This is a genomic window from Candidatus Villigracilis sp., assembly GCF_057083605.1.
Map to the genome: position 1 here is coordinate 15,014 of NZ_JBXMTI010000112.1, position 18,245 is coordinate 33,258.

Annotated in this window: 20 protein-coding genes; 8 read left to right on the forward strand and 12 right to left on the reverse strand. The window is 48.4% G+C overall.

Going from position 1 to position 18,245, the window contains the following annotated elements; translation table 11 throughout:
* Nucleotides 1–4: 4 nt before the first annotated feature.
* Nucleotides 5–1,414 carry an SUMF1/EgtB/PvdO family nonheme iron enzyme gene (locus tag AC14M5_RS15960; protein ID WP_484030682.1) on the reverse strand — a complete coding sequence of 470 codons (1,410 nt, stop codon included), beginning with the start codon at nucleotides 1,412–1,414 and terminating at the stop codon, nucleotides 5–7.
* Nucleotides 1,415–1,561: 147 nt separating this feature from the next.
* Here AC14M5_RS15960 and AC14M5_RS15965 point away from each other — a divergent pair, with 147 nt between their 5' ends.
* The gene (locus AC14M5_RS15965; RefSeq protein ID WP_484030683.1) at nucleotides 1,562–1,984 is read left to right on the forward strand and encodes an META domain-containing protein; all 423 of its coding nucleotides are present in this window, start codon (nucleotides 1,562–1,564) and stop codon (nucleotides 1,982–1,984) included.
* Nucleotides 1,985–2,036: 52 nt separating this feature from the next.
* On the opposite strand, the gene AC14M5_RS15970 is transcribed toward AC14M5_RS15965, so the two are convergent.
* The 7 genes from AC14M5_RS15970 to kynU form a co-directional block, all read right to left on the reverse strand.
* A complete protein-coding gene (locus AC14M5_RS15970; RefSeq protein ID WP_484030684.1) occupies nucleotides 2,037–2,822 on the reverse strand; it encodes an ABC transporter permease in 786 nt (261 codons plus the stop codon).
* A 3-nt stretch (nucleotides 2,823–2,825) separates the two neighbouring features.
* Entirely contained in the window at nucleotides 2,826–3,623 is a 798-nt protein-coding gene (locus AC14M5_RS15975) for an ABC transporter permease (protein WP_484030685.1), read from the reverse strand.
* Nucleotides 3,624–3,697: 74 nt separating this feature from the next.
* Nucleotides 3,698–4,675: an ABC transporter ATP-binding protein gene (locus tag AC14M5_RS15980; protein WP_484030686.1), complete on the reverse strand. Its 978-nt coding sequence runs from the start codon at nucleotides 4,673–4,675 to the stop codon at nucleotides 3,698–3,700.
* Nucleotides 4,676–4,738: 63 nt separating this feature from the next.
* A complete protein-coding gene (locus AC14M5_RS15985) occupies nucleotides 4,739–5,083 on the reverse strand; it encodes an SIMPL domain-containing protein (protein WP_484030687.1) in 345 nt (114 codons plus the stop codon).
* Nucleotides 5,071–5,382, reverse strand: a complete 312-nt coding sequence (locus tag AC14M5_RS15990; RefSeq protein ID WP_484030688.1) for a hypothetical protein — start codon at nucleotides 5,380–5,382, stop codon at nucleotides 5,071–5,073. The genes AC14M5_RS15985 and AC14M5_RS15990 overlap by 13 nt, the downstream gene beginning before the upstream one ends.
* A 2-nt stretch (nucleotides 5,383–5,384) precedes the next feature.
* Entirely contained in the window at nucleotides 5,385–6,353 is a 969-nt protein-coding gene (locus tag AC14M5_RS15995; protein WP_484030689.1) for a protein-tyrosine phosphatase family protein, read from the reverse strand.
* Nucleotides 6,354–6,356: 3 nt separating this feature from the next.
* The gene (gene kynU / locus AC14M5_RS16000; protein ID WP_484030690.1) at nucleotides 6,357–7,628 is read right to left on the reverse strand and encodes a kynureninase; all 1,272 of its coding nucleotides are present in this window, start codon (nucleotides 7,626–7,628) and stop codon (nucleotides 6,357–6,359) included.
* A 187-nt stretch (nucleotides 7,629–7,815) separates the two neighbouring features.
* Here kynU and AC14M5_RS16005 point away from each other — a divergent pair, with 187 nt between their 5' ends.
* Nucleotides 7,816–9,543, forward strand: a complete 1,728-nt coding sequence (locus tag AC14M5_RS16005) for a hypothetical protein (protein ID WP_484030691.1) — start codon at nucleotides 7,816–7,818, stop codon at nucleotides 9,541–9,543.
* A 193-nt stretch (nucleotides 9,544–9,736) separates the two neighbouring features.
* On the opposite strand, the gene AC14M5_RS16010 is transcribed toward AC14M5_RS16005, so the two are convergent.
* From AC14M5_RS16010 to AC14M5_RS16025, 4 genes are all read right to left on the reverse strand, one after another.
* Complete coding sequence (locus AC14M5_RS16010) at nucleotides 9,737–10,336, reverse strand: hypothetical protein (protein ID WP_484030692.1); 600 nt, start codon at nucleotides 10,334–10,336, stop codon at nucleotides 9,737–9,739.
* A gap of 59 nt (nucleotides 10,337–10,395) precedes the next feature.
* Nucleotides 10,396–11,922 (reverse strand): lysine--tRNA ligase, encoded by a 1,527-nt coding sequence (gene lysS, locus AC14M5_RS16015; RefSeq protein WP_484030693.1) that lies wholly within the window; start codon nucleotides 11,920–11,922, stop codon nucleotides 10,396–10,398.
* 135 nt (nucleotides 11,923–12,057) lie between these two features.
* A complete protein-coding gene (greA, locus tag AC14M5_RS16020; RefSeq protein ID WP_484030694.1) occupies nucleotides 12,058–12,531 on the reverse strand; it encodes a transcription elongation factor GreA in 474 nt (157 codons plus the stop codon).
* Nucleotides 12,532–12,673: 142 nt separating this feature from the next.
* On the reverse strand, nucleotides 12,674–13,399 hold the full coding sequence (locus tag AC14M5_RS16025; protein WP_484030695.1) for a PIG-L deacetylase family protein: 726 nt from the start codon (nucleotides 13,397–13,399) through the stop codon (nucleotides 12,674–12,676).
* 81 nt (nucleotides 13,400–13,480) lie between these two features.
* On the opposite strand from AC14M5_RS16025, the gene AC14M5_RS16030 reads away from it, so the two are divergent.
* From AC14M5_RS16030 to AC14M5_RS16055, 6 genes are all read left to right on the forward strand, one after another.
* Nucleotides 13,481–13,867: a PilZ domain-containing protein gene (locus AC14M5_RS16030; protein ID WP_484030696.1), complete on the forward strand. Its 387-nt coding sequence runs from the start codon at nucleotides 13,481–13,483 to the stop codon at nucleotides 13,865–13,867.
* Between the two features lie 310 nt (nucleotides 13,868–14,177).
* Nucleotides 14,178–15,188, forward strand: coding sequence for a zinc-dependent alcohol dehydrogenase (locus AC14M5_RS16035; protein ID WP_484030697.1), 1,011 nt, complete (start codon nucleotides 14,178–14,180; stop codon nucleotides 15,186–15,188).
* Between the two features lie 39 nt (nucleotides 15,189–15,227).
* Nucleotides 15,228–15,905 carry a 2-phosphosulfolactate phosphatase gene (locus tag AC14M5_RS16040; RefSeq protein ID WP_484030698.1) on the forward strand — a complete coding sequence of 226 codons (678 nt, stop codon included), beginning with the start codon at nucleotides 15,228–15,230 and terminating at the stop codon, nucleotides 15,903–15,905.
* 14 nt (nucleotides 15,906–15,919) lie between these two features.
* The gene (locus tag AC14M5_RS16045; RefSeq protein ID WP_484030699.1) at nucleotides 15,920–16,297 is read left to right on the forward strand and encodes a 6-pyruvoyl trahydropterin synthase family protein; all 378 of its coding nucleotides are present in this window, start codon (nucleotides 15,920–15,922) and stop codon (nucleotides 16,295–16,297) included.
* 111 nt (nucleotides 16,298–16,408) lie between these two features.
* Nucleotides 16,409–17,521, forward strand: a complete 1,113-nt coding sequence (locus AC14M5_RS16050) for a glycosyltransferase family 4 protein (RefSeq protein ID WP_484030700.1) — start codon at nucleotides 16,409–16,411, stop codon at nucleotides 17,519–17,521.
* 149 nt (nucleotides 17,522–17,670) lie between these two features.
* Nucleotides 17,671–18,237 carry a putative pterin-binding protein gene (locus tag AC14M5_RS16055; RefSeq protein ID WP_484030701.1) on the forward strand — a complete coding sequence of 189 codons (567 nt, stop codon included), beginning with the start codon at nucleotides 17,671–17,673 and terminating at the stop codon, nucleotides 18,235–18,237.
* Nucleotides 18,238–18,245: the final 8 nt, after the last annotated feature.

Sequence of the window (18,245 nt, forward strand, 5' to 3'; positions counted from 1 at the left end):
GTGTTTATTCAATATCATCCGCACAGCGAAAACCCTGATCCTTGCGCGCATTCAGGCCCAAGTCTGCATTATATAAACCGACTTCGTCAACATTTTGATACCAGCCGCCGCCCATTTGTGCGTAGGTATTGGTGCCATTAAAAATATCGGGGTTTCCATCCCAAAACTGCGTTGGGTCATATGAAGTTAGGCCGGCAACAATAAACGAGGAAGTCCACTCTGAGGCATTTCCGACCATATTGTAAATTCCCTCAGAGGTAACCCCAGCCGGGTGGCTATCAACGGGTTCTATTGTCTCAGGCTTGTATTCTTCCCAAGGCATGTTGGCAGTCTCCGGGGTTGGGGCTTCATCATTTCCCCAGGGCCAATCATATAGTTCAGGCCCGCGGGCGGCGCGTTCCCATTCAAATTGATTTGGCAGGCGCTGACCAAGCCATTGGCAGTAGGTATTCGCCTGAAAGAGAGACACGTTTACGACAGGGAGATTTTCAATATCCGTATCCTGAAAATCAGTTGGCACAACAGGCACAGTGCATTCACCAAATTTAACACAGAGCCCATACTGCTTATTACTAACCTCATATTTCCCGATTTGAAATGCAGGCAGGGATGGGATAAGTTGCCGTTTTGGACGACCATAATCGTTTATGTAAATAGTATTCTCTGTCCCAAAAACGGATGGCCCCTCTGGAATTGTCACCATCTCCCCGCGGGCTCGAAATTGGGCGATCTTATCCAAAATGATCGGCGTAACTACTACAGCCGTTATTGTGAACATCACCAGGAATGCAGCAACCAGGCTGGCTGTGATAATCCTTCTTTGCCTGTCGGTGGCCTGCCTGCTCTTCAATAAGTATTCATGTTGAATATCGGTTGGACGGGGGTCTTTATTGGCATTGGTCGAAATCTGTAGCTCAGCCTCCTCCAGATCCCTGCCGCGCAGGAGAAAACCGCTATCTTTATTACCGCGTTCCCACTCCAGGGCCTTTACTTGCAAACGGCGATGCGCTTGCGCCCAGCCATAATCTGTATTAATGGCTGTGAGAAGTTTATTGAGCGCGGACTCGAAGTCATCGCTCTCGCGGAAGAAAATATAATTGAGATGAGATAACTCGGATGGCACATCGTCCCATTTGATCTCCTGTGCCACGATTGGGATCAATCGTTTGCCGTTCTTCACTGCAAGCTCGATCTCCTCCTTGCAGACTTTTGAAATGATCGAATCCGGGCTGATGATAAATAGGAAGGTATCCGCTTCCTCGATGCCTTTTTGGATTTCCTTCATCCAATCCACAGTGGGCGGGATGCCTTCCCAGTCCACCCAGAAATCCAGGTCACCTTTTTGTAGTTCCGCTGTGAGTCGTTTGGCAAAGTCAATATTCTTGCGTGAATAAGAGACAAACATCCTGGCCATAGAATTCTCCAATACCCTGGGTTGACTTTTGATAAGCGATTATTTCTTATGAAGGAGATAATTCAATTTTACATTAAATCGCTTATTTGCCTGTAATGAGTTAGGGAACTTATTTTGATGACCAGCGTCAAATATATGGAGATAAAAATGAAAAATACACTCTACCTTTTAATTACACTCTTCGTTCTCGCGGGACTTTTGCTTGCCGCTTGCTCAACAGACGACTCTGCCTCCCTGACTGGTGAGTGGAAACTTGTTTCCTATAGCGATGCATCCAACCCGACGCCTGCATTGCCGAATGTGGATACTTCCATCAGCTTTGACCCAGACGGTCAGTTCGGTAGGAATGTGGGATGCAATTCCTTTGGCAGTGACTATAAAGTAGATGGTGACCAGGTTACTTTCGGGTCAATCGTTTCGACCCTGATGTTTTGTGAAGCGACATCAGCTCAGGAGACTTCTGTGCTTGGCATTCTTACTGACCAGACAGTCAACTACCAGATCGATGGCGGACAGTTAATCCTTACTTCCATTGATGGCGCTTCAGTCGTGGTCCTTGCGCGCAAATAAACAAGATTTCAACTTAACGAAAAACCAGAGAAATAATTTCTCTGGTTTTTTTTTAACTACTCGCCCCACTGTATCTTTTTAAACCTGATTTCCATACTTTTGAAGCGACCCAGAAACTGACAATACTGATTCCAACATACATCAGGATCTGCCCGATAACCAGCTCGCCGCGCAAGGCCTGAAGTGGAATTGTGGTTGCCACTGCAATGGGAATGATAAAGGTGACAATCACTCTCAACCAGACAGGATACACCGTAGCTGGATAACGACCCGCATCCATCAGGGCCTGCAGGATGGTTACGTTATTGTCAAATTTGGTGAACCAAAAGGTGAGGGCGATTAAGACGATCCAAAGGCTATAGATGATGATCGTGCCTGAGATGGCGAGCAGGATAAAGGTCAGGATGTGAAGCGCGGTGGTTGTATCCCCAGACATGTTCACGCCAACCACGATCAAAACGATAGCGAGGATCAAATCCCAAATCCGCCATATAGTGATGCGCGAGAAGGTGACCAGAAACATGCTGTTGACTGGCTGCAGGATGGTGTAGTCCATCGAGCCGTCGCGAATGCTTTGGTTGAATTTTTCGGTGTTGGGCCAAATGAGCGCGATCATCATGGTGTTGACCAGGCGGAAGACGCCCAGCAATGCGATCAACTCACCAAGCCCCCACCCGCCAAGAGTTTCGGTATTGCTGAAGATGATGTTCAGGCTGAGCAATTCCCAACCGAGCCACATCAGGTTGAGCAGGATATTTACAACTGTATCGGCGCGATACGCGAGCGCCATTTGAACATTGACCTTGAAGAAAGCAGAAAGAAGTTTAAAAGTATGCATGGATCAGGCTCCTACTGCCGAATAACGCTTCACGCCGTTGCGCCATACCCAATTGAAGAAGAGAAACGCAACGCCCAGCCAGATGAATGACATGACATAACCATGTATGATCTGGTCAGCGGATAAATTGCCGAGGATCAATTGAACGGGGCAATAAATTAATAGTTGGAACGGAAGATATTGGGCAATATCTTGAATGACCTGCGGCATAAGGGTAAGCGGGACGAACTGCCCTGAAAACAGCAGGATCAAAGCGAAATAAAATTCATGGATGGAATACACGCGCGTTGTCCAGAAGGCGAGCGATGTGATGGCCGCCGAAAGCAGGAAGCCCGTAAAAAACGCCATTAGCATGGCAGGGATGGCGAGCAGAATGCCCATGAATGTAATACCGCTGAAATCTGGTCTGTAAAGAAAGAATAGGATGATCCAAACTGGGATCAAGCCCATGATGGTAAGCAATTTGAAGGCGATATTGTTGACCAGCGTATTCGTCAACATGGGGTGGATGGGTCTGATCAATTCGCTTGAAAGCGAGCCATCCTGAATTTTGTATGCAAATATGTGAATAATAATATTGCTTGTAATCTGGTCTGCGATCAAAAGCACCATATAGTAAGTGGTGAAGTCGTTGGCTGTAAATCCATTCACGTCACCTTTGACATTGGCAATGCTTGTCCACACGGCTAGATAAATGATGGGGGAGACCAGCCAATACAACAGATACATGATGAGATTGGCACGATATTGCCATTGCTCAGCCCAGTTGACTTGCCAGAGTCTTTTGATAATGAGAAACATGAAAACTCCTTCTACCGTAGGGGCGACCCGCCCATAACAGGCAGTGCTCCTTGATAAACAATGAAGGGTCGCCCCTACTGATTAAACGCCTGCTCGATCACATCCTCGATGGGAGGATCGGTGATGGTGATGTCGTGGATGGGAAGGTCAGCCAGCAGCCTGGAGGTGACGCTTGTCACATCTTCCGCTTTGACCTGAATATATTTCTTCTCCCAATCTTCTTCGTTTTGAACAGGTTCACCATATTTACTCAGGTCATGCGAGTTCGACTCTGCCATCATTACGCCGATCAACTTGAAAGGCGCGATCTTCTTGGAAAGCTCATTGATGCCGCCATCATATTTGAGCTGACCCTGGTGGATAATAATGATGCGTTCACAAAGCGCAGTTACATCCGCCATGTAATGGCTGGTGAGCAGAACCGTTGCACCTGTCAGTTTGTTGTACTCGCGCAGAAATTCGCGGATGCGCACCTGGCCTGTGATGTCGAGGCCAATGGTGGGCTCATCCAAAAATAGAACTTTGGGTCTATGCAAGAGGCCTGCCGCGATCTCACACTTCATTCTTTCACCAAGTGAAAGATTTCGGACGGGCTTTTTCATCAATGGTTCAAGTTCGAGAAGTTCATCCAACTCTTTGTAAGTCTTTTTATAGTCATCATCAGGGATTCGGTAAATGGCCTGATTAAGGAGAAACGAATCCGCCGCGGGGATGTCCCATGAAAGGCGGTTGCGCTGCCCCATGACAAGGGTCATCGAGCGCAGATACTCTGGCTTGAGTTCCCAGGGCGTGAAGCCGAGCACATCCGCTTTGCCATTCGTCGGGTGAAGCAAGCCAGAAAGCATCTTGAGCGTGGTCGTCTTGCCTGCGCCATTGGGGCCAAGGAAGCCAACGATCTCTCCGCGCTCGATCTTGAAGTCCACCTGCTGAACTGCTTTTACATCTTTATATTTGCGATTGAAAAAACCACGGACTGCCGCGCCAAACCCGCCTTCGCGCTCAGGCACTTGATAGGTCTTGCTAAGTTGTTGAACTGTAATGGTAGGGGACATAAAAAATCTCTCCTGTGAGGGGAAAGATTTTATCATTATTAGAACAAAAGTGCTAGGCCGATTTTAAAAGGCTGACACCCGATACCAAATATCCACACTTACATGGATGGTTTTATTATGTTGAATATCCATTCCCAAACTTGGTTCGGAGGCTGGTACAGGTGCACGTGACTTCGGCATCATGGCTTGCGCCTGAAACATAACGGGAGCTTCTTCATCGTACACATTTTCAATAAAGTCATACACGCCGAGCAGTTTCACATTTAACGAAGCCGAAACTTTTTCGGCCTTGCTTTTTGCTTTTTCCAACGCGGCATCCAAGCCTCGTTGACGCGCTTCGTCTTCGTCATATTTCCACTGAATGCGTTCGAGTATCGTATTCTTTTGAGTTGAGATTACATCCAACATCTCTGCAGTTGATCCAATTTTTCGCAGCGGATTTTTAAACGATAGACCGCACTGGACGACTTGAGCAACGCGCCGCTCGCCCCTTCAATGTGGACTCCCTGTAAGGTGACCGCTTCTTCCTTAACCCCAAGCCTGCTCAATGCTTCGATCAGCAGAGTCACCTCTTTGGCCTTTTTCATCGCCTCGCCCCCGCTGAAGATGGACAAGCCTTTCACGGTCACATGCAGATCGGCATGAGTTGCGGAGATTTCTTCCTTATGAGATGCGGATATTTTTATGGTATCGGGTTTGGATTCCATTTTTATTTCCTATTCATTTTAGCCAGCCAGCGAAGAGCAAGCCAGTGATACGAGTCGGGTCTTGCCCAAGGGTGCTGTTCATGGATACGGGCGAGTGCATCCTCGGCACTCAAGCCCTCCATCAAAATCAGTACAGCACAACAGACTGAAGGTGAGCGGTTCATCCCTGCCCCGCAATGGATCAGTACACGTTGGCCCTGTTCCAGTCTTTCGATCACCCAGCCAGCTTCTTCACGTAATTGAGATGCAGTCATCCCCTTTGAGCCTTCTCCATATAAAATCGCGCGGTCCTTGGGATGGATCGCCTTCCCCTTCTTCACCCAGCGGCTTGAGTCTTCACTGAGGTTGAGGACAGCGTCAACATTCGGGCGTTTGGAGGGTTGAATATCCACGCCGCCAACGAACAGCCTTCGATGATGGGACTTATCGTTTAGTTTAATTGAGATTGGGTCGCCGCCGAATCGTTGACGCAGGGCTTTCGGCTCAGGGACAAGGCGGCCTGGCATGGGGGGCGCAGGTGACCAATTCCGTTCAATGATAAAAGGTTTACCGCCAATACCAAGGTTCTCTGCCTTTACATTCTTAGCATAAAACTGCATGTCAGCATCGGCGGGTGCGCGCAAACCGAACATGTAAAATACATCCCGTCTATTTCGGCGGCGCCACGAAAGCATGTAGGCGACTGTGCGAGAAGAATCGTCTATGCTGTAGTTTTCAAGCGCTGTAAAAAACTCATCCCGTTTCAGTTCTGAGACACCGGAGAATGTCAATTTTAGCGGGATATGCTTCCCCTGAACTCGTTCAAATATTTTTACATCACGTTCAAATAATTTGGATGAAACGGCTTGAAATCCCTGAACTTCCAAAATTATCTGGCTGTCTTTTTCCTGATACGAATCCAGGCGCGCGCCTTGGATAAGATGAGCAAAAGGGTGCTGGATGATGCGGGTGCGTATTTGTGTCGCGCACATAGATTACGTTACCGCCAGCTTCTGCTTCGGATAATTCTCGTATCGCTTTTCTTCCATTACACACTTAATCCTATCAAAACCTTCCCAAATATCTGTGAAAGAAATGTATAACGGCGCAAAACCCAGGCGAATGTTATCGGGTTCGCGGAAGTCAGGGATGACGTTCATCTCTTCGATCAGGGCGCGGTTGATACGGTAGCCGTCTGCGTGGCGGATGCTGATGTGCGAGCCGCGCTGGGCAGAGTCAACTGGGGAGCCGAGGGAAAAGCCAAATGGCACAAGCAGGCTCTCGGTCAGGAAGGAGGCGTAGTCCGTCATCAAAATAGATTTAGCGCGGATGGAGTCCATGCCTGCGTTGAGGAGTGGTTCAAGCGCGGCTTCCATCGTCAAGAGAGAGATCATCGGTTGTGTGCCGACGAGAAAGCGTTGCGCGCCAGGTGCGGGTTCGTAATCGAGGCCAAATTCAAAGGGTTTGTTTTGACCCCACCAACCCCAAATGGGCGAAGTGATTTTTTCTTGAATGGTTTTGTTGACGTATAAAAATGACGGCGCGCCCGGGCCGCCGTTGAGATATTTGTAGGTACAGCCAATGGCAAAATCCGCATTGCAGTCATCGAGCGAGGCGGGAACCGAGCCGACGGAATGGCTCAGATCCCAGAGAACCAGCGCACCTTTTGCATGAGCGAGTTCAGTGATGCGTTTCATATCATATAGATAGCCGCTCTTGAAAAGCACATGTGAAAGCGTGACGAGCGCAGTATCCTCGTTGATGGCTGACTTAAGCGCGGCGAGGTCAGGTGTGATGCCGCCATCTTTTGAATCGATGCGAATGATCTCGTGGCGATTTCCCAGCGTTTGTACACAGCCTTGCAAAATATATAGATCAGAAGGGAAATTCATCGTGTCTGTGATGATATGTTTCTTTTCTGGATAATATGCCAGCGCCGCCATCGTGAGTTTGAACAAGTTGATGGAAACCGTATCATTAACCAACACCTGTCCCGCCGCTGCGCCAACGATCTGACCAATTTTATCGCCCACGCGGGAGGGTGCTTCCCACCAGCCTTTGTTCCATCCACGGATCAGGTCTTTACCCCATTCATCATCCACAATTTGTCTGGCTCGCTCTTGTGCGGCTTTGGGCATCATTCCGAGCGAGTTTCCATCGAGGTAGACGAGATCGGGGTCATCGATGGCGAATTGATTTCGATAAGATGCAAGGACATCCTGTCCATCGAGCTCCAGGGCAAAATTTTGAGTGGAAAGGAAATCCATAATTCACCTTGAACAAGCAGAGATAACTTCGTTATATGTTTGAATATTAGCAAGAATGGCTTGTATCATATAAACCTCTCAAGAATTCACAAAGTAGTTGTTATTTTAATTCTCACAATCATCCATCCATTACTGGTATTTTACTTGGATTACGATTATAGTGTTCATCATTAAAGGAGTCCGAATAATGAATACAAAAGTCATTTATCGTTTGTTTACAATAATCCTTATCTTCTCCTTCGCTTGCAACTTCGCAACGGGATTAACAGGTAGTGGCAATGGCCCAAAGAACTTCACTGCCGCATTGACGGCCCCGGATGTCGTGATGCTTACATGGGATGCCGTTGAAGGCGCAACAGGATATATCCTGGAATTGAGCATTGATGACGGGGATGCATTTTCAATCGTGACACTTCCGCCTGAACGTACAAGTTATGAAGATCTATCAGCGCCGGAAAAGAGCAATTTGACCTACCAGGTGCAGGTCATCACAGAGGCGGGTCCCGCTGACAAAAGTCAGGTCAGCATCGCAACGGGCGCGCGCCAGCCGAATCCTCTTACGGTGAATCCGGCGTATGACGAAGAAAATGCTACTGCAGCAGTGGTGGGCATTCAGGGTGGAACGCTGTCCCTGATCGACTCAAATGAAGTGGAATATTTATTGGTCATTCCCCAAGGCGCGCTGTCCGTTGACACAGAAATCCGCATGACGGCGGTTACTGCCATTCAAGATTGGCCGCTGGATGGCGCTTCAATTGGCGCAGTGCGTTTGGAGCCAGAGGGTTTGATTTTAAATGATGTGGCTATTTTGACAATAGGAATTCCTGTCGATGTCGATCCCGGTCTCGCGACGGTTGGATTTGCATTTCAGGCAGATGGTCAGGAATTTCACCTGCAACCAACAGACGAGGCAAATGAACTCACGGATCTTTTGCCACCTGTAACTGCACATCTGGCCAGCCCGGCATTTCAGAAACCTGTTCGTCGTATTGTTTTACCGGTAATGGAGTTGAAAGTAGGTGGAGTTGGGCAGGCTAGCGCTGCCAGTGTTACTCAATATGTCAAAGATCATGCCCCAACAGATTCTGGCGCGGCATTGGAACAAAAATGGGCGGCTGAGGCAATTGCCGACGATGAGTTGGCTCCACTCGAAAACGTCACAGGCGAGAAGGACCCCGCCAGAGCGAAAGCCTTCGAATTAATCAAAGCGATTAATAATGCCGAAAATTGCACGGAACTGAATAGCCAGATCGCTTCGTTTCAGTTATGGATGAATACCCGATCTTATGTAGGCTTGACCGATGACCAAAGGAGGGAATACTCGGGACAAGTTTGGGAAGAACTCGCTGACAAGGTTAAGGAGGTGCTTGAAAAGGCGGCAACAGAGTGTGAAAAATCCAGCGAGCAGGGCGGATCCGCCGTTGCCAATTCCCCTTGCGCCAAAGCTCTATTGGAAAATATCACTACGCCTCCCAAGACGCGATCTGGTTTCTGGGATGTACTGAAAGATAAAATGGAGAACAAACTCAGTGATGGCGAACTTCAATACATAAAAGATAAACTTGAGAAGTGCAAGAAGGCTTACCGCGTCTCCGGTGAGAGCAACGGGGTTTCTTTCTCTGGTGAACTCTGCATCGATGAACTTTTCGATCTTGATGCTACCTTCCCCGGAGGTACTTCGAAGTTAAATTTCATACCTGGCTCTGCAACAGGGGGTGTCGTATCAGAGTCGGGGGGTGGTGGTGGTTGTACTCAATCCGGTGGAGGAAGCTATATGATCACCTTCAACGAACAAGGCCTGGGAGAACTACAATGGACTTCTACCGTCACGCTTACGTGCCCATCGATTAGCAAAACCGATTCCAAGACCTTTAGGCTGATACTCCAACCAGCTCCCGATCTATCCTGTCCGTGATCGTCAGCAATGCCTGTAAATAATAAGAACTGGCCGCGAAATTTCGCGGCCAGTTGATTTATTAACTGTTTTCAACTATTTTGCTTATCGTATATTCAGTCAAAACAATGACAGCTAGGCTTGGGTCGTGAATGAAAAACGTCTCCCGGAAGGAGGCGAGTTGATCTTATGAGTCGAGTCGAAGGTCATGAATCTATTTTACCTGCTCCCCAGACAAAAACTTGAAGGGATACGAAGTGTAATAGACAGCCCAGCTTTCACCTTCCTTGATGATCTCTTGCAGGTCTTTGTGGACTTCAAATTTTTTCTCTCCAATTTTCAAATGCAGCACGCGGACATCGTCATAAGGGCGCGCTTTGTTTCCCGGATTGCGCACGCGCTTCGTGCCCCACGAATAATCGACCTTGCCTCTGACTTGTTTTACTGTAATATCCGCTTTCTTATTTGCGCGGATCACATAAATGGCCACCACTGCACCGATCACCAATATCACAATGCCGGCAAAAAGGAGGCCGAACCCGCCCATGGCAGCGACTGGAAGAATTTCTGTGATATCGGAGAAGTCGCCGCCATTGACCAGCATAGGCAGCAACACTCTTGGGCCAATGAGAAGCAGGGGCAGGCAGCAAAATATGATCGGTAATGCCAGGCCGACCCCAAGAGATACATTCCGCTGACTTTTATGTTCGCCAGCCAGGTAACTCTTCTGTTTCTCGGTCAATTGACCAAGACGGTTTGCGCCGAGATCGGCATCATCAAAATTCCAGAATTCCATCAATTGCTTTTCAGACATAAAATACTCCTCTTATTGCCTTTTGAAAAGTGGCACAGCTTCAGGCTGTGCCACTAATTTTATTCTCCAAATTCCTCTTTGCGAAGAGCGGGAAACAAGAGGACTTCGCGGATGGAGTGCTTATTTGTCAGCACCATCGCAAGGCGATCCACGCCCATGCCGAAGCCGCCATTGGGAGGCATCCCATACCTCATGGCACGCAGGTAATCTTCGTCGAGCGGATGCTTCTCCTCATCATCCGCCTCATAATCGCGCCCCATCTCGAGGAAACGTTGTTCCTGGTCTAGAGGATCATTCAATTCAGTGAAGGCGTTACATAATTCAAAGCCTGCTGCATATCCTTCAAAACGCTCCACAGTCAGCGGGTCACCCGGTATGGATTTCGCCAACGGAGAAATATCACGCGGATAGTTATAAAGGAAAGTCGGCTGGATGAGTGTGGGCTCAAGGAATTCGCCGAGCAGGAAGTCGATCAACTTACCCCGCGTAGACTTCGGGTCAGGCGCCGCCTTGGGCTGCTTCTCCTTGATTGCTTTTAACAACGCCTCGGCAGTTTTGTATTCGGCGATGTCAATGCCGCTGGTTTCCAAAATACCAACGCGCATTTCGAGGCGCTTCCAGGGTGGCTTGAATTCCAATTCGTGTTCGCCATATTTCACCTTGGTGGAGCCTGTCACCTTTTCTGCGGCATAAGAAACCATTTGCTCGGTCAATTCCATCACTTGCAGATAATCGGCGTAGGCCCAATAAAACTCAAGCTGCGTGAACTCAGGGTTATGTTTAAACGAGACACCTTCATTGCGGAAGTCACGCCCGATCTCATAGACTCGTTCCATATTACCGACCAGCAAACGCTTGAGATACAACTCAAATGAAATACGCAGATACATATCCTGTTCAAGCTCGTTGTGATGGGTCACAAATGGACGCGCTGCCGCTCCGCCATATAACGGCTGTAGGATGGGCGTTTCCACTTCAAGGAAATCATGGTCATCGAGGAAAGTCCGCAGGGCTGTGATCAGTTTTGCACGCTTGCGGAATATTTCGCGAACATCAGGGTTGACGGCCAAATCAGCGTAACGCTGGCGTGCGCGAATCTCAGGATCATCCAGCGTGGCATAGCGGACAACGCTGCCATCCTCCTTCGTCACATCCTTGTCAGCGGGGAGAGGGGTAACGGATTTGGCAAGCAACTTGAAGCTGTGGACGTGAAGCGAAACCTCGCCAGCTTTGGTACGGAACATCACACCCGTCGCTTCGACGAAATCACCGAGGTCAAACATCCTGTTGAAAAAATCAAGTTGCGCCTCACCCACTTCGTTGACACGCAAGAATAACTGCACCTTGCCGTAACCATCCTCGATATGTGCAAAGGTCAGCTTGCCCTTTGGCCGCATGGAACGCACCCGCCCCGCGAGAACAGCTTTTACTTCACGGTTATCTGATTCGCCAGCTTCAAACTCAGCGATAGCTTGCGCGCTGGTATGTGTGCGCTCCGCGCGAGTGGGATATGCCTCCACGCCCTCGGCGCGAAGTTCTTCGATTTTTTGCAAGCGAATTTTTTCAAGGGAATTGTATTCTGCCATGATGATTTTCCTAATTCACCCATCTGCTTTTAGGACGAGTGCCCGTAAGGGTAGAGGGGCAGGGGTGAGGTCAAATAAAAAGCCCCGCCTCCAACCTAAATTGGACGCGGGGCATCGATTGCGCGTCCTGTTTTATTAACCAACCTTGATGATCTTAACGTTGTAAGTGCCGCCGGGAGTTTCCACCTTCACGGTCTCGCCCACCTTGTGACCCAAAATCGATTTGCCGATGGGTGACTCATTGGAGATCTTGCCCTCGCGCGGGTTGGCTTCTGCCGCACCCACGATGGTAAAGGTTTCAGCCTCAAAGTTGCCCTCTTTAATGGTCACTTTGGTGCCTACCTGAATGGCGTCGGTCTTTTTGCCTTTGCCATTATTCTCTTCAATAATTTGTGCTGTGGCAAGCAAAAGCTCCAATTCCTGAATGCGGCCTTCTACAAAGGCCTGCTCATTCTTGGCAGCCTCGTATTCGGCATTCTCGATCAGTTCTCCGCCCTCCATCGCCTCATGCAGCCTTGCGGCCACTTCCATGCGTTTGGTTGTTCGTAGATGATCCAGTTCCTCTTGAAGCTTCTGAAAGCCCTCTTTGGTAAGGAAATTGGTTGGCATAGTATTGTCCTGCTCTAATAGAATTTTGCATCTCCTAGGAGATGCAAGTGATTAAAAATTTCCGGTTCAATATCCGGAAAGTCGCGCTTACTATATCATGTTTCAAAACGAGATTCAAGACCCAAAAGTGTTAGAAATTTGTCTAGGCGAAAGACCAAAGGCGAATCCCGTTATTTTCCGACCAATACTGTTGGATTTGCTCGCGCATATGGTCTGGACTATCGAACAGGCTGGAGATTTGGGACTCATAAGCAGCAACCGCCTCCTGCCAGGACCTGAGGCCTGCTTCGCTCACCGCATAGGCATTCGCTTTCATCTCAGCCGTGTTCGGAGCCAGCTCCTCAGGCGTCTTGAATAGGTATGGTATATCGGCGTAATATAGCACCGGGTGTTGGAGCAAATCCACAGCGCGGCGGACGAGGATATGGTCAACGTGTGAACCAAGCCCAAGTTGGCAGACCAGTTGGTCGGTCAGTTGGAGGCGGGCGGAAATCGATTCTGCGATTCGAGCGGGAAAATCCGCCTCGTCCTCATGCGGAGGTAGAAAGATATATCCATACAGCCAATCGCCATTTTTGGTTCGGCGATAAATGCAATCAAGGTGATCAAAATAAACAGGCCTTGCGCCGACGATCTGGCAGGCTTTCAGGTCTTCCTCACGGCGCGCAAGAATCAGGTCACGGACTGAGGCAACTCCCCATTCGTGATGAAGAAGCTCTGCATAAGGGGAAAGTTCTTCGCTCGGCGGAAAGCCACATAGGATGGTCCAGATTTCAACCTGCAGGCCTGCGCGCGTTTGTTCGTAGATCAGGCCGCCGGCAGAGAGTACGGCATCATCGAGGTGAGGGGAAATGTATATCCAGCGCATCGGGCATTTTTACCACATAATCGCAATGGACTTTAATTGCGGGGTCATGTAAACTTAATAAATTCATCCTGAAGAGGTGCAATGAAAGATAGACGCAAAGAAGAGCGAAAAAGCCTGATGGCATACACACAGGTCTTCGACCTGTATGGCGGTTTTCTGCTTGGCTATCTTAGTGATTTAACCCTGCTGGGTGCAATGGTAATCGGTGAAAGACCCCAAAAGGAAAACACCGAAGTGACGCTTGCCATTGAACTGCCTGAACTGCCGGAGATTTCGGCTTCACGCATCACCCTGCCGGCGCGGGCAGCATGGTGCGAGCAGGATATCAGCCCGCAGTTTTACAATGTGGGGTTTGAGTTCAAGGAAGTTACACCTCAACAAAAAAAGATAATCGAATTGGTGATCAAAAATTACGAGTTCAGGCGCGATACCCCGGACTATCCTCCCAGGCCTATGCAAAAGAAATAATCGGCGGGCATTCAGGTGACAGTTGCGAAAGTGACTGTCACTTTTTATGTTATCGCTTGCTTCATAAATAACTCAAGTTTCTACCTTCCCAAATTGTGTCACCCTGAGCGACAGCGAAGGGTCTCTGCTTTCGAAAGTAAGAGACTCTCACTTGCACCGAACGCAGGTACGGTGTCGGTCGCGAAAAACGCTCCCTCACATCGTCCCGATCTCCTTCGGGAGAATGACACGGTATTTTTTGATGGAAATTGCGAGTAAATTTCACAACCCCCGGTTTGGTAAATTATGCGATACTATGTAAACTACGCTTATGCCAAAAGCCCAAACCTTGTTTTTTACCGCACCCCAAAAAGTTGAAGTCCGTGAAGCGGACCTGCCTGTACTGAAAGACGATGAGGTATTGGTGAAGACGGCCTGCTCGGCCATCAGCGCAGGGACAGAGATGCTGGTCTATCGCGGACAGTTTCCACATTTGGCTGATGTGCACGACAACGTGAGCAGTGGTTTGAAATATCCGCTGGCTTATGGGTATGCATGTGTGGGGGTGGTAAAAGAAATAGGAAAAGAAGTGAGTGGTGAATGGTTGGATAGCATGGTATTCGCATTTCAGCCACATACAACTCATTTCGTTGCAAAGACTGAATCCCTATTTCCTATTCCCGATTCCCTATCCCCTCAAAACGCCTGCTTTTTCCCAAACATGGAAACCGCTGTAAATCTAGTGCAGGATGGCGCTCCAATATTAGGGGAGCGCGTTTTGGTTTTAGGGCAGGGTGCGATTGGATTATTGACCGCTTCATTATTAAGTGAATTTCCGCTGGAAAGTTTGGTTACAGTAGATAATTATGAATTGCGAAGGAATGCATTGAAGGTCGAAGGTCAAAGGTCAAAGGTCAAAAGCCTTACCTTGCAAGACCTTCAACCTTCGACTTTTGACTTAGTTTTCGAACTCAGCGGCTCGCCATCTGCTTTAAACGATGCCATTGAATTAACTACTTTTAGCGGACGCATCGTTATTGGCTCGTGGTATGGGCAAAAGCGCGCGGAGGTCGACCTCGGTGGCACATTCCATCGTTCTCGCATCAAGATGATATCGTCCCAGGTTAGCACGATCTCTCCAGAGTTAAGCGGGAGATGGGATAAAGCACGCAGGTTCGAGGTAACTTGGGATGCTTTGAAAAGAATCCAACCCGAGAAGTGGGTCACGCATCGCTTTTCAATTGAAGAGGCAGGCAAGGCTTATCAACTGCTGGATGAAAATCCGCAAGAGACGATACAAATCCTATTTGATTTTTGGACTCAAAAATCTCCTGATTTTTGAGTCCAAACGTCAGGAGACGTTTGAGTCCTTAATGAGCTTATGAAATTCAACTACGCCAATCTCGAAACTTGTCACACCGCCATTGGCATCGTCCTCATCATTGACGTTTTACGCGCATTCTCGACTGCTGCGTATGCCTTCTCACGCGGAGCAAAGCAGATCATGCTTGTCAGTGGCGTGGAAGAGGCGCTGGCTTTGAAGGAGCAGACTCCCAATTCAAAAGTGATGGGCGAAGTTGGGGGACTTCCTCCCAAGGGATTTGACTTTGGCAACTCCCCCACCCAAATCATCAAATGTGACTTGAGCGGTCTAGCTCTTATTCAAAGAACAGGCGCAGGGACTCAAGGTGCTGTCCGCTGTGTGAATGCGGATGTGATGGTCGCCGCCAGCTTCGTAGTCGCCAAATCTACAATAGATCATGTTATGAAACTAAAGCCTGATGAAGTCACTTTCGTCATCACAGGTGGTGAAAACAATGATGAGGATGTGGCTTGTGCTGAATATTTGGAGAAACAGTTTAAGGGTCGGGTAACCGATGTGCAGGAATATGTCCGCCGCGTGTATGCATCCAGGGATGCAATCATGCATTTAAGCCCTGAGCATCCAGAGTTCCCAAAATCCGACCTTGATTATTGCTCGCGCATCAGTCTATTTGACTTCACCATGCCCATCGTAAGGGAAAACGGCCATCTTATTATGCGGGCTGTAAAAATTTAATTCAGGAGCAATGCATGTACACACTTGGAGTACGAAGAGAATTCATTGCACGCCATTTTTTGATCGGTGGAGATTGGGGAGCAGAGAACTTTCCCAATTCGCATCATTACATCCTGGAGTTGCAACTCGAAGGCAGTGAACTTGACCAACACGGCTACCTGGTGGATATTGTAGATGTGGAAAAACATCTCGATGAGGTGGTTGGCTATTACAAGGAACAAATGCTCAATGAAAAACTAGAGTTCGCAGAGCTGAATCCATCCATTGAGCATTTCTCGCACATTCTCGCCACGACATTGAATGAACGTATCAAAGCGAAAAACATATCCGCGCTGAAGGTTGTGTTGTGGGAACATGAGAACGCATGGGCGGCTTTTTCGGTTGAACGCTAATTTGTGTCATGCTGAGGAGCCGTTCGTTGGCGACGACACTTGCGCCGTACGCCAGTGCGATGAGCATCTTCTACACAATCCTAGAGACTCTTCGCAAGAGACACATCTATTATGAAAATCGGTCTCGTCCTCTATGGCTCACTTGACACTCTCAGCGGCGGATATATGTATGACCGCAGGCTAGTGGAATATTTGCGTGCACAGGGAGATAGCATCGAGATTATCTCGCTTCCGTGGCGGAATTATGCGGCGCATTTGACGGATAATTTTTGGTTCAGACTCTGGAGTCCAGGAGCTCGCTCCTGGAAAACCCGACAGCGAGCTGTCGGACTCCAGAATTTGGATATTCTGATCCAAGATGAATTGAATCATCCCTCGCTGATCGGAGCGAATCGTGGGCGACATCCCTATCCCATCATCAGCCTTGTCCATCATTTGCGATGTTCTGAATTAAGACCCAAATGGCAGAATATTTTTTATCGTATGATCGAAAAGAAGTATCTGCAAAGTGTAGACGGGTTCATTTTTAATTCGCAGACGACGAAGGGGGTAGTGAATGGGTTAATAGGGAATAGTAAACCTGATGTAGTGGCATATCCACCAACAGATCGGTTTGGGGAGGCAATTTCGGAAGAAGAGATCAAGGAAAGAGGAAAGAAGAAAGAACTCAGGATTCTCTTCCTCGGAAATGTGATGGAGAGAAAAGGGCTGCACACTTTACTGCAAGCCCTCCTCCGCCTTCCACCTTCCACCTTTTACCTGGATGTAATTGGCTCTCTCTCCACTGAACCCGCATACGCCAAGCAAATGCAAGACTTCGTCATGGTCAATGATCTATCGTCCATCGTCACGTTTCACTCTTCACTGGATAACGAACCGCTCAAACAAAAACTCCGGCAAGCGCATCTGCTCGCCATGCCATCATCTTATGAAGGCTTTGGGATCGTTTATCTCGAGGGCATGTGTTTTGGTCTGCCTGCGATTGGCACAACAACGGGGGCGGCGGGAGAAGTCATTCGCGACGGCGTGGACGGATTCCTGATTCAGCCGGGAGACGCTCACTCGTTGGCAAGCAGGTTGCAGATTATGAATGAGAAGCGCGATCTCCTCGTCCAGATGAGTCTCGCAGCGCGGAGTCGTTATCTGGCCCAGCCAAAATGGGATCAGACGGCGAGTCAAATCCGTAAATTCCTGAGTTCATTCCTGGTAAATAATGGAAAATAATTTCGATAAGAAGCAATTGCAATTTTTGAATTAAAGCCAACCCTTACATTTTCGTATGAGGGCCCGTTGGATTTAGAGAATTCTGTATAATATGCCTATTCGGTCCATTGGGACATTTTATAAGTAGCAATATCAAGGAGGCTTTACAAATGAAAATCTCGCGTGTTTCCCTATATGTATTTATTTCGGCCTTGATCCTGGCAGCTTGCGGTCAGACTTCCACTCCTGCAACATACACTACAGTATCGGCAGGCACTCTTAAGCCCGGGGACTCCATTCCAGCGCCAACAGGCGATGTCATTCTTACGATTAAGGGAGACATCGTCCAAAAAAATTCAGGGGATGTATTGCAATTTGACCTGGCAACCCTTGAAAGCGTTGGCCTGGTTGAATATGATGTCGATGACCCCTTTGTCAAAAAGAATATTGTATATAGCGGGGTGCTCATGTCGCAACTTTTAAGAGTGGCAGGAGCATCTTCAAATGCCACTACATTAACCCTGTATGCTTTGGATGATTATTCGGTTGACATGGAAATCTCAGATGTCAATCAGTGGCCTATCATGGTGGCTGTGAAAGCCGATGGCGAATATATGCCAATCGATATGAATGGCCCGCTGATCAGCATTATTCCATATAATGACTTTCCCGAACTCGATCACCTAACCTATGACGCGGTGTGGGTTTGGTCGTTATCTGAGATCACGGTCAAGTAATGATGTCC

Bases quoted from the DNA above. Each gene is read 5' to 3' on its own strand.
- AC14M5_RS15960 (WP_484030682.1), bottom strand. From the start codon at position 1,414: ATGGCCAGGATGTTTGTCTCTTATTCACGCAAGAATATTGACTTTGCC.
- AC14M5_RS15965 (WP_484030683.1), top strand. From the start codon at position 1,562: ATGAAAAATACACTCTACCTTTTAATTACACTCTTCGTTCTCGCGGGA.
- AC14M5_RS15970 (WP_484030684.1), bottom strand. From the start codon at position 2,822: ATGCATACTTTTAAACTTCTTTCTGCTTTCTTCAAGGTCAATGTTCAA.
- AC14M5_RS15975 (WP_484030685.1), bottom strand. From the start codon at position 3,623: ATGTTTCTCATTATCAAAAGACTCTGGCAAGTCAACTGGGCTGAGCAA.
- AC14M5_RS15980 (WP_484030686.1), bottom strand. From the start codon at position 4,675: ATGTCCCCTACCATTACAGTTCAACAACTTAGCAAGACCTATCAAGTG.
- AC14M5_RS15985 (WP_484030687.1), bottom strand. From the start codon at position 5,083: ATGTTGGATGTAATCTCAACTCAAAAGAATACGATACTCGAACGCATT.
- AC14M5_RS15990 (WP_484030688.1), bottom strand. From the start codon at position 5,382: ATGGAATCCAAACCCGATACCATAAAAATATCCGCATCTCATAAGGAA.
- AC14M5_RS15995 (WP_484030689.1), bottom strand. From the start codon at position 6,353: ATGTGCGCGACACAAATACGCACCCGCATCATCCAGCACCCTTTTGCT.
- kynU (WP_484030690.1), bottom strand. From the start codon at position 7,628: ATGGATTTCCTTTCCACTCAAAATTTTGCCCTGGAGCTCGATGGACAG.
- AC14M5_RS16005 (WP_484030691.1), top strand. From the start codon at position 7,816: ATGAATACAAAAGTCATTTATCGTTTGTTTACAATAATCCTTATCTTC.
- AC14M5_RS16010 (WP_484030692.1), bottom strand. From the start codon at position 10,336: ATGTCTGAAAAGCAATTGATGGAATTCTGGAATTTTGATGATGCCGAT.
- lysS (WP_484030693.1), bottom strand. From the start codon at position 11,922: ATGGCAGAATACAATTCCCTTGAAAAAATTCGCTTGCAAAAAATCGAA.
- greA (WP_484030694.1), bottom strand. From the start codon at position 12,531: ATGCCAACCAATTTCCTTACCAAAGAGGGCTTTCAGAAGCTTCAAGAG.
- AC14M5_RS16025 (WP_484030695.1), bottom strand. From the start codon at position 13,399: ATGCGCTGGATATACATTTCCCCTCACCTCGATGATGCCGTACTCTCT.
- AC14M5_RS16030 (WP_484030696.1), top strand. From the start codon at position 13,481: ATGAAAGATAGACGCAAAGAAGAGCGAAAAAGCCTGATGGCATACACA.
- AC14M5_RS16035 (WP_484030697.1), top strand. From the start codon at position 14,178: ATGCCAAAAGCCCAAACCTTGTTTTTTACCGCACCCCAAAAAGTTGAA.
- AC14M5_RS16040 (WP_484030698.1), top strand. From the start codon at position 15,228: ATGAAATTCAACTACGCCAATCTCGAAACTTGTCACACCGCCATTGGC.
- AC14M5_RS16045 (WP_484030699.1), top strand. From the start codon at position 15,920: ATGTACACACTTGGAGTACGAAGAGAATTCATTGCACGCCATTTTTTG.
- AC14M5_RS16050 (WP_484030700.1), top strand. From the start codon at position 16,409: ATGAAAATCGGTCTCGTCCTCTATGGCTCACTTGACACTCTCAGCGGC.
- AC14M5_RS16055 (WP_484030701.1), top strand. From the start codon at position 17,671: ATGAAAATCTCGCGTGTTTCCCTATATGTATTTATTTCGGCCTTGATC.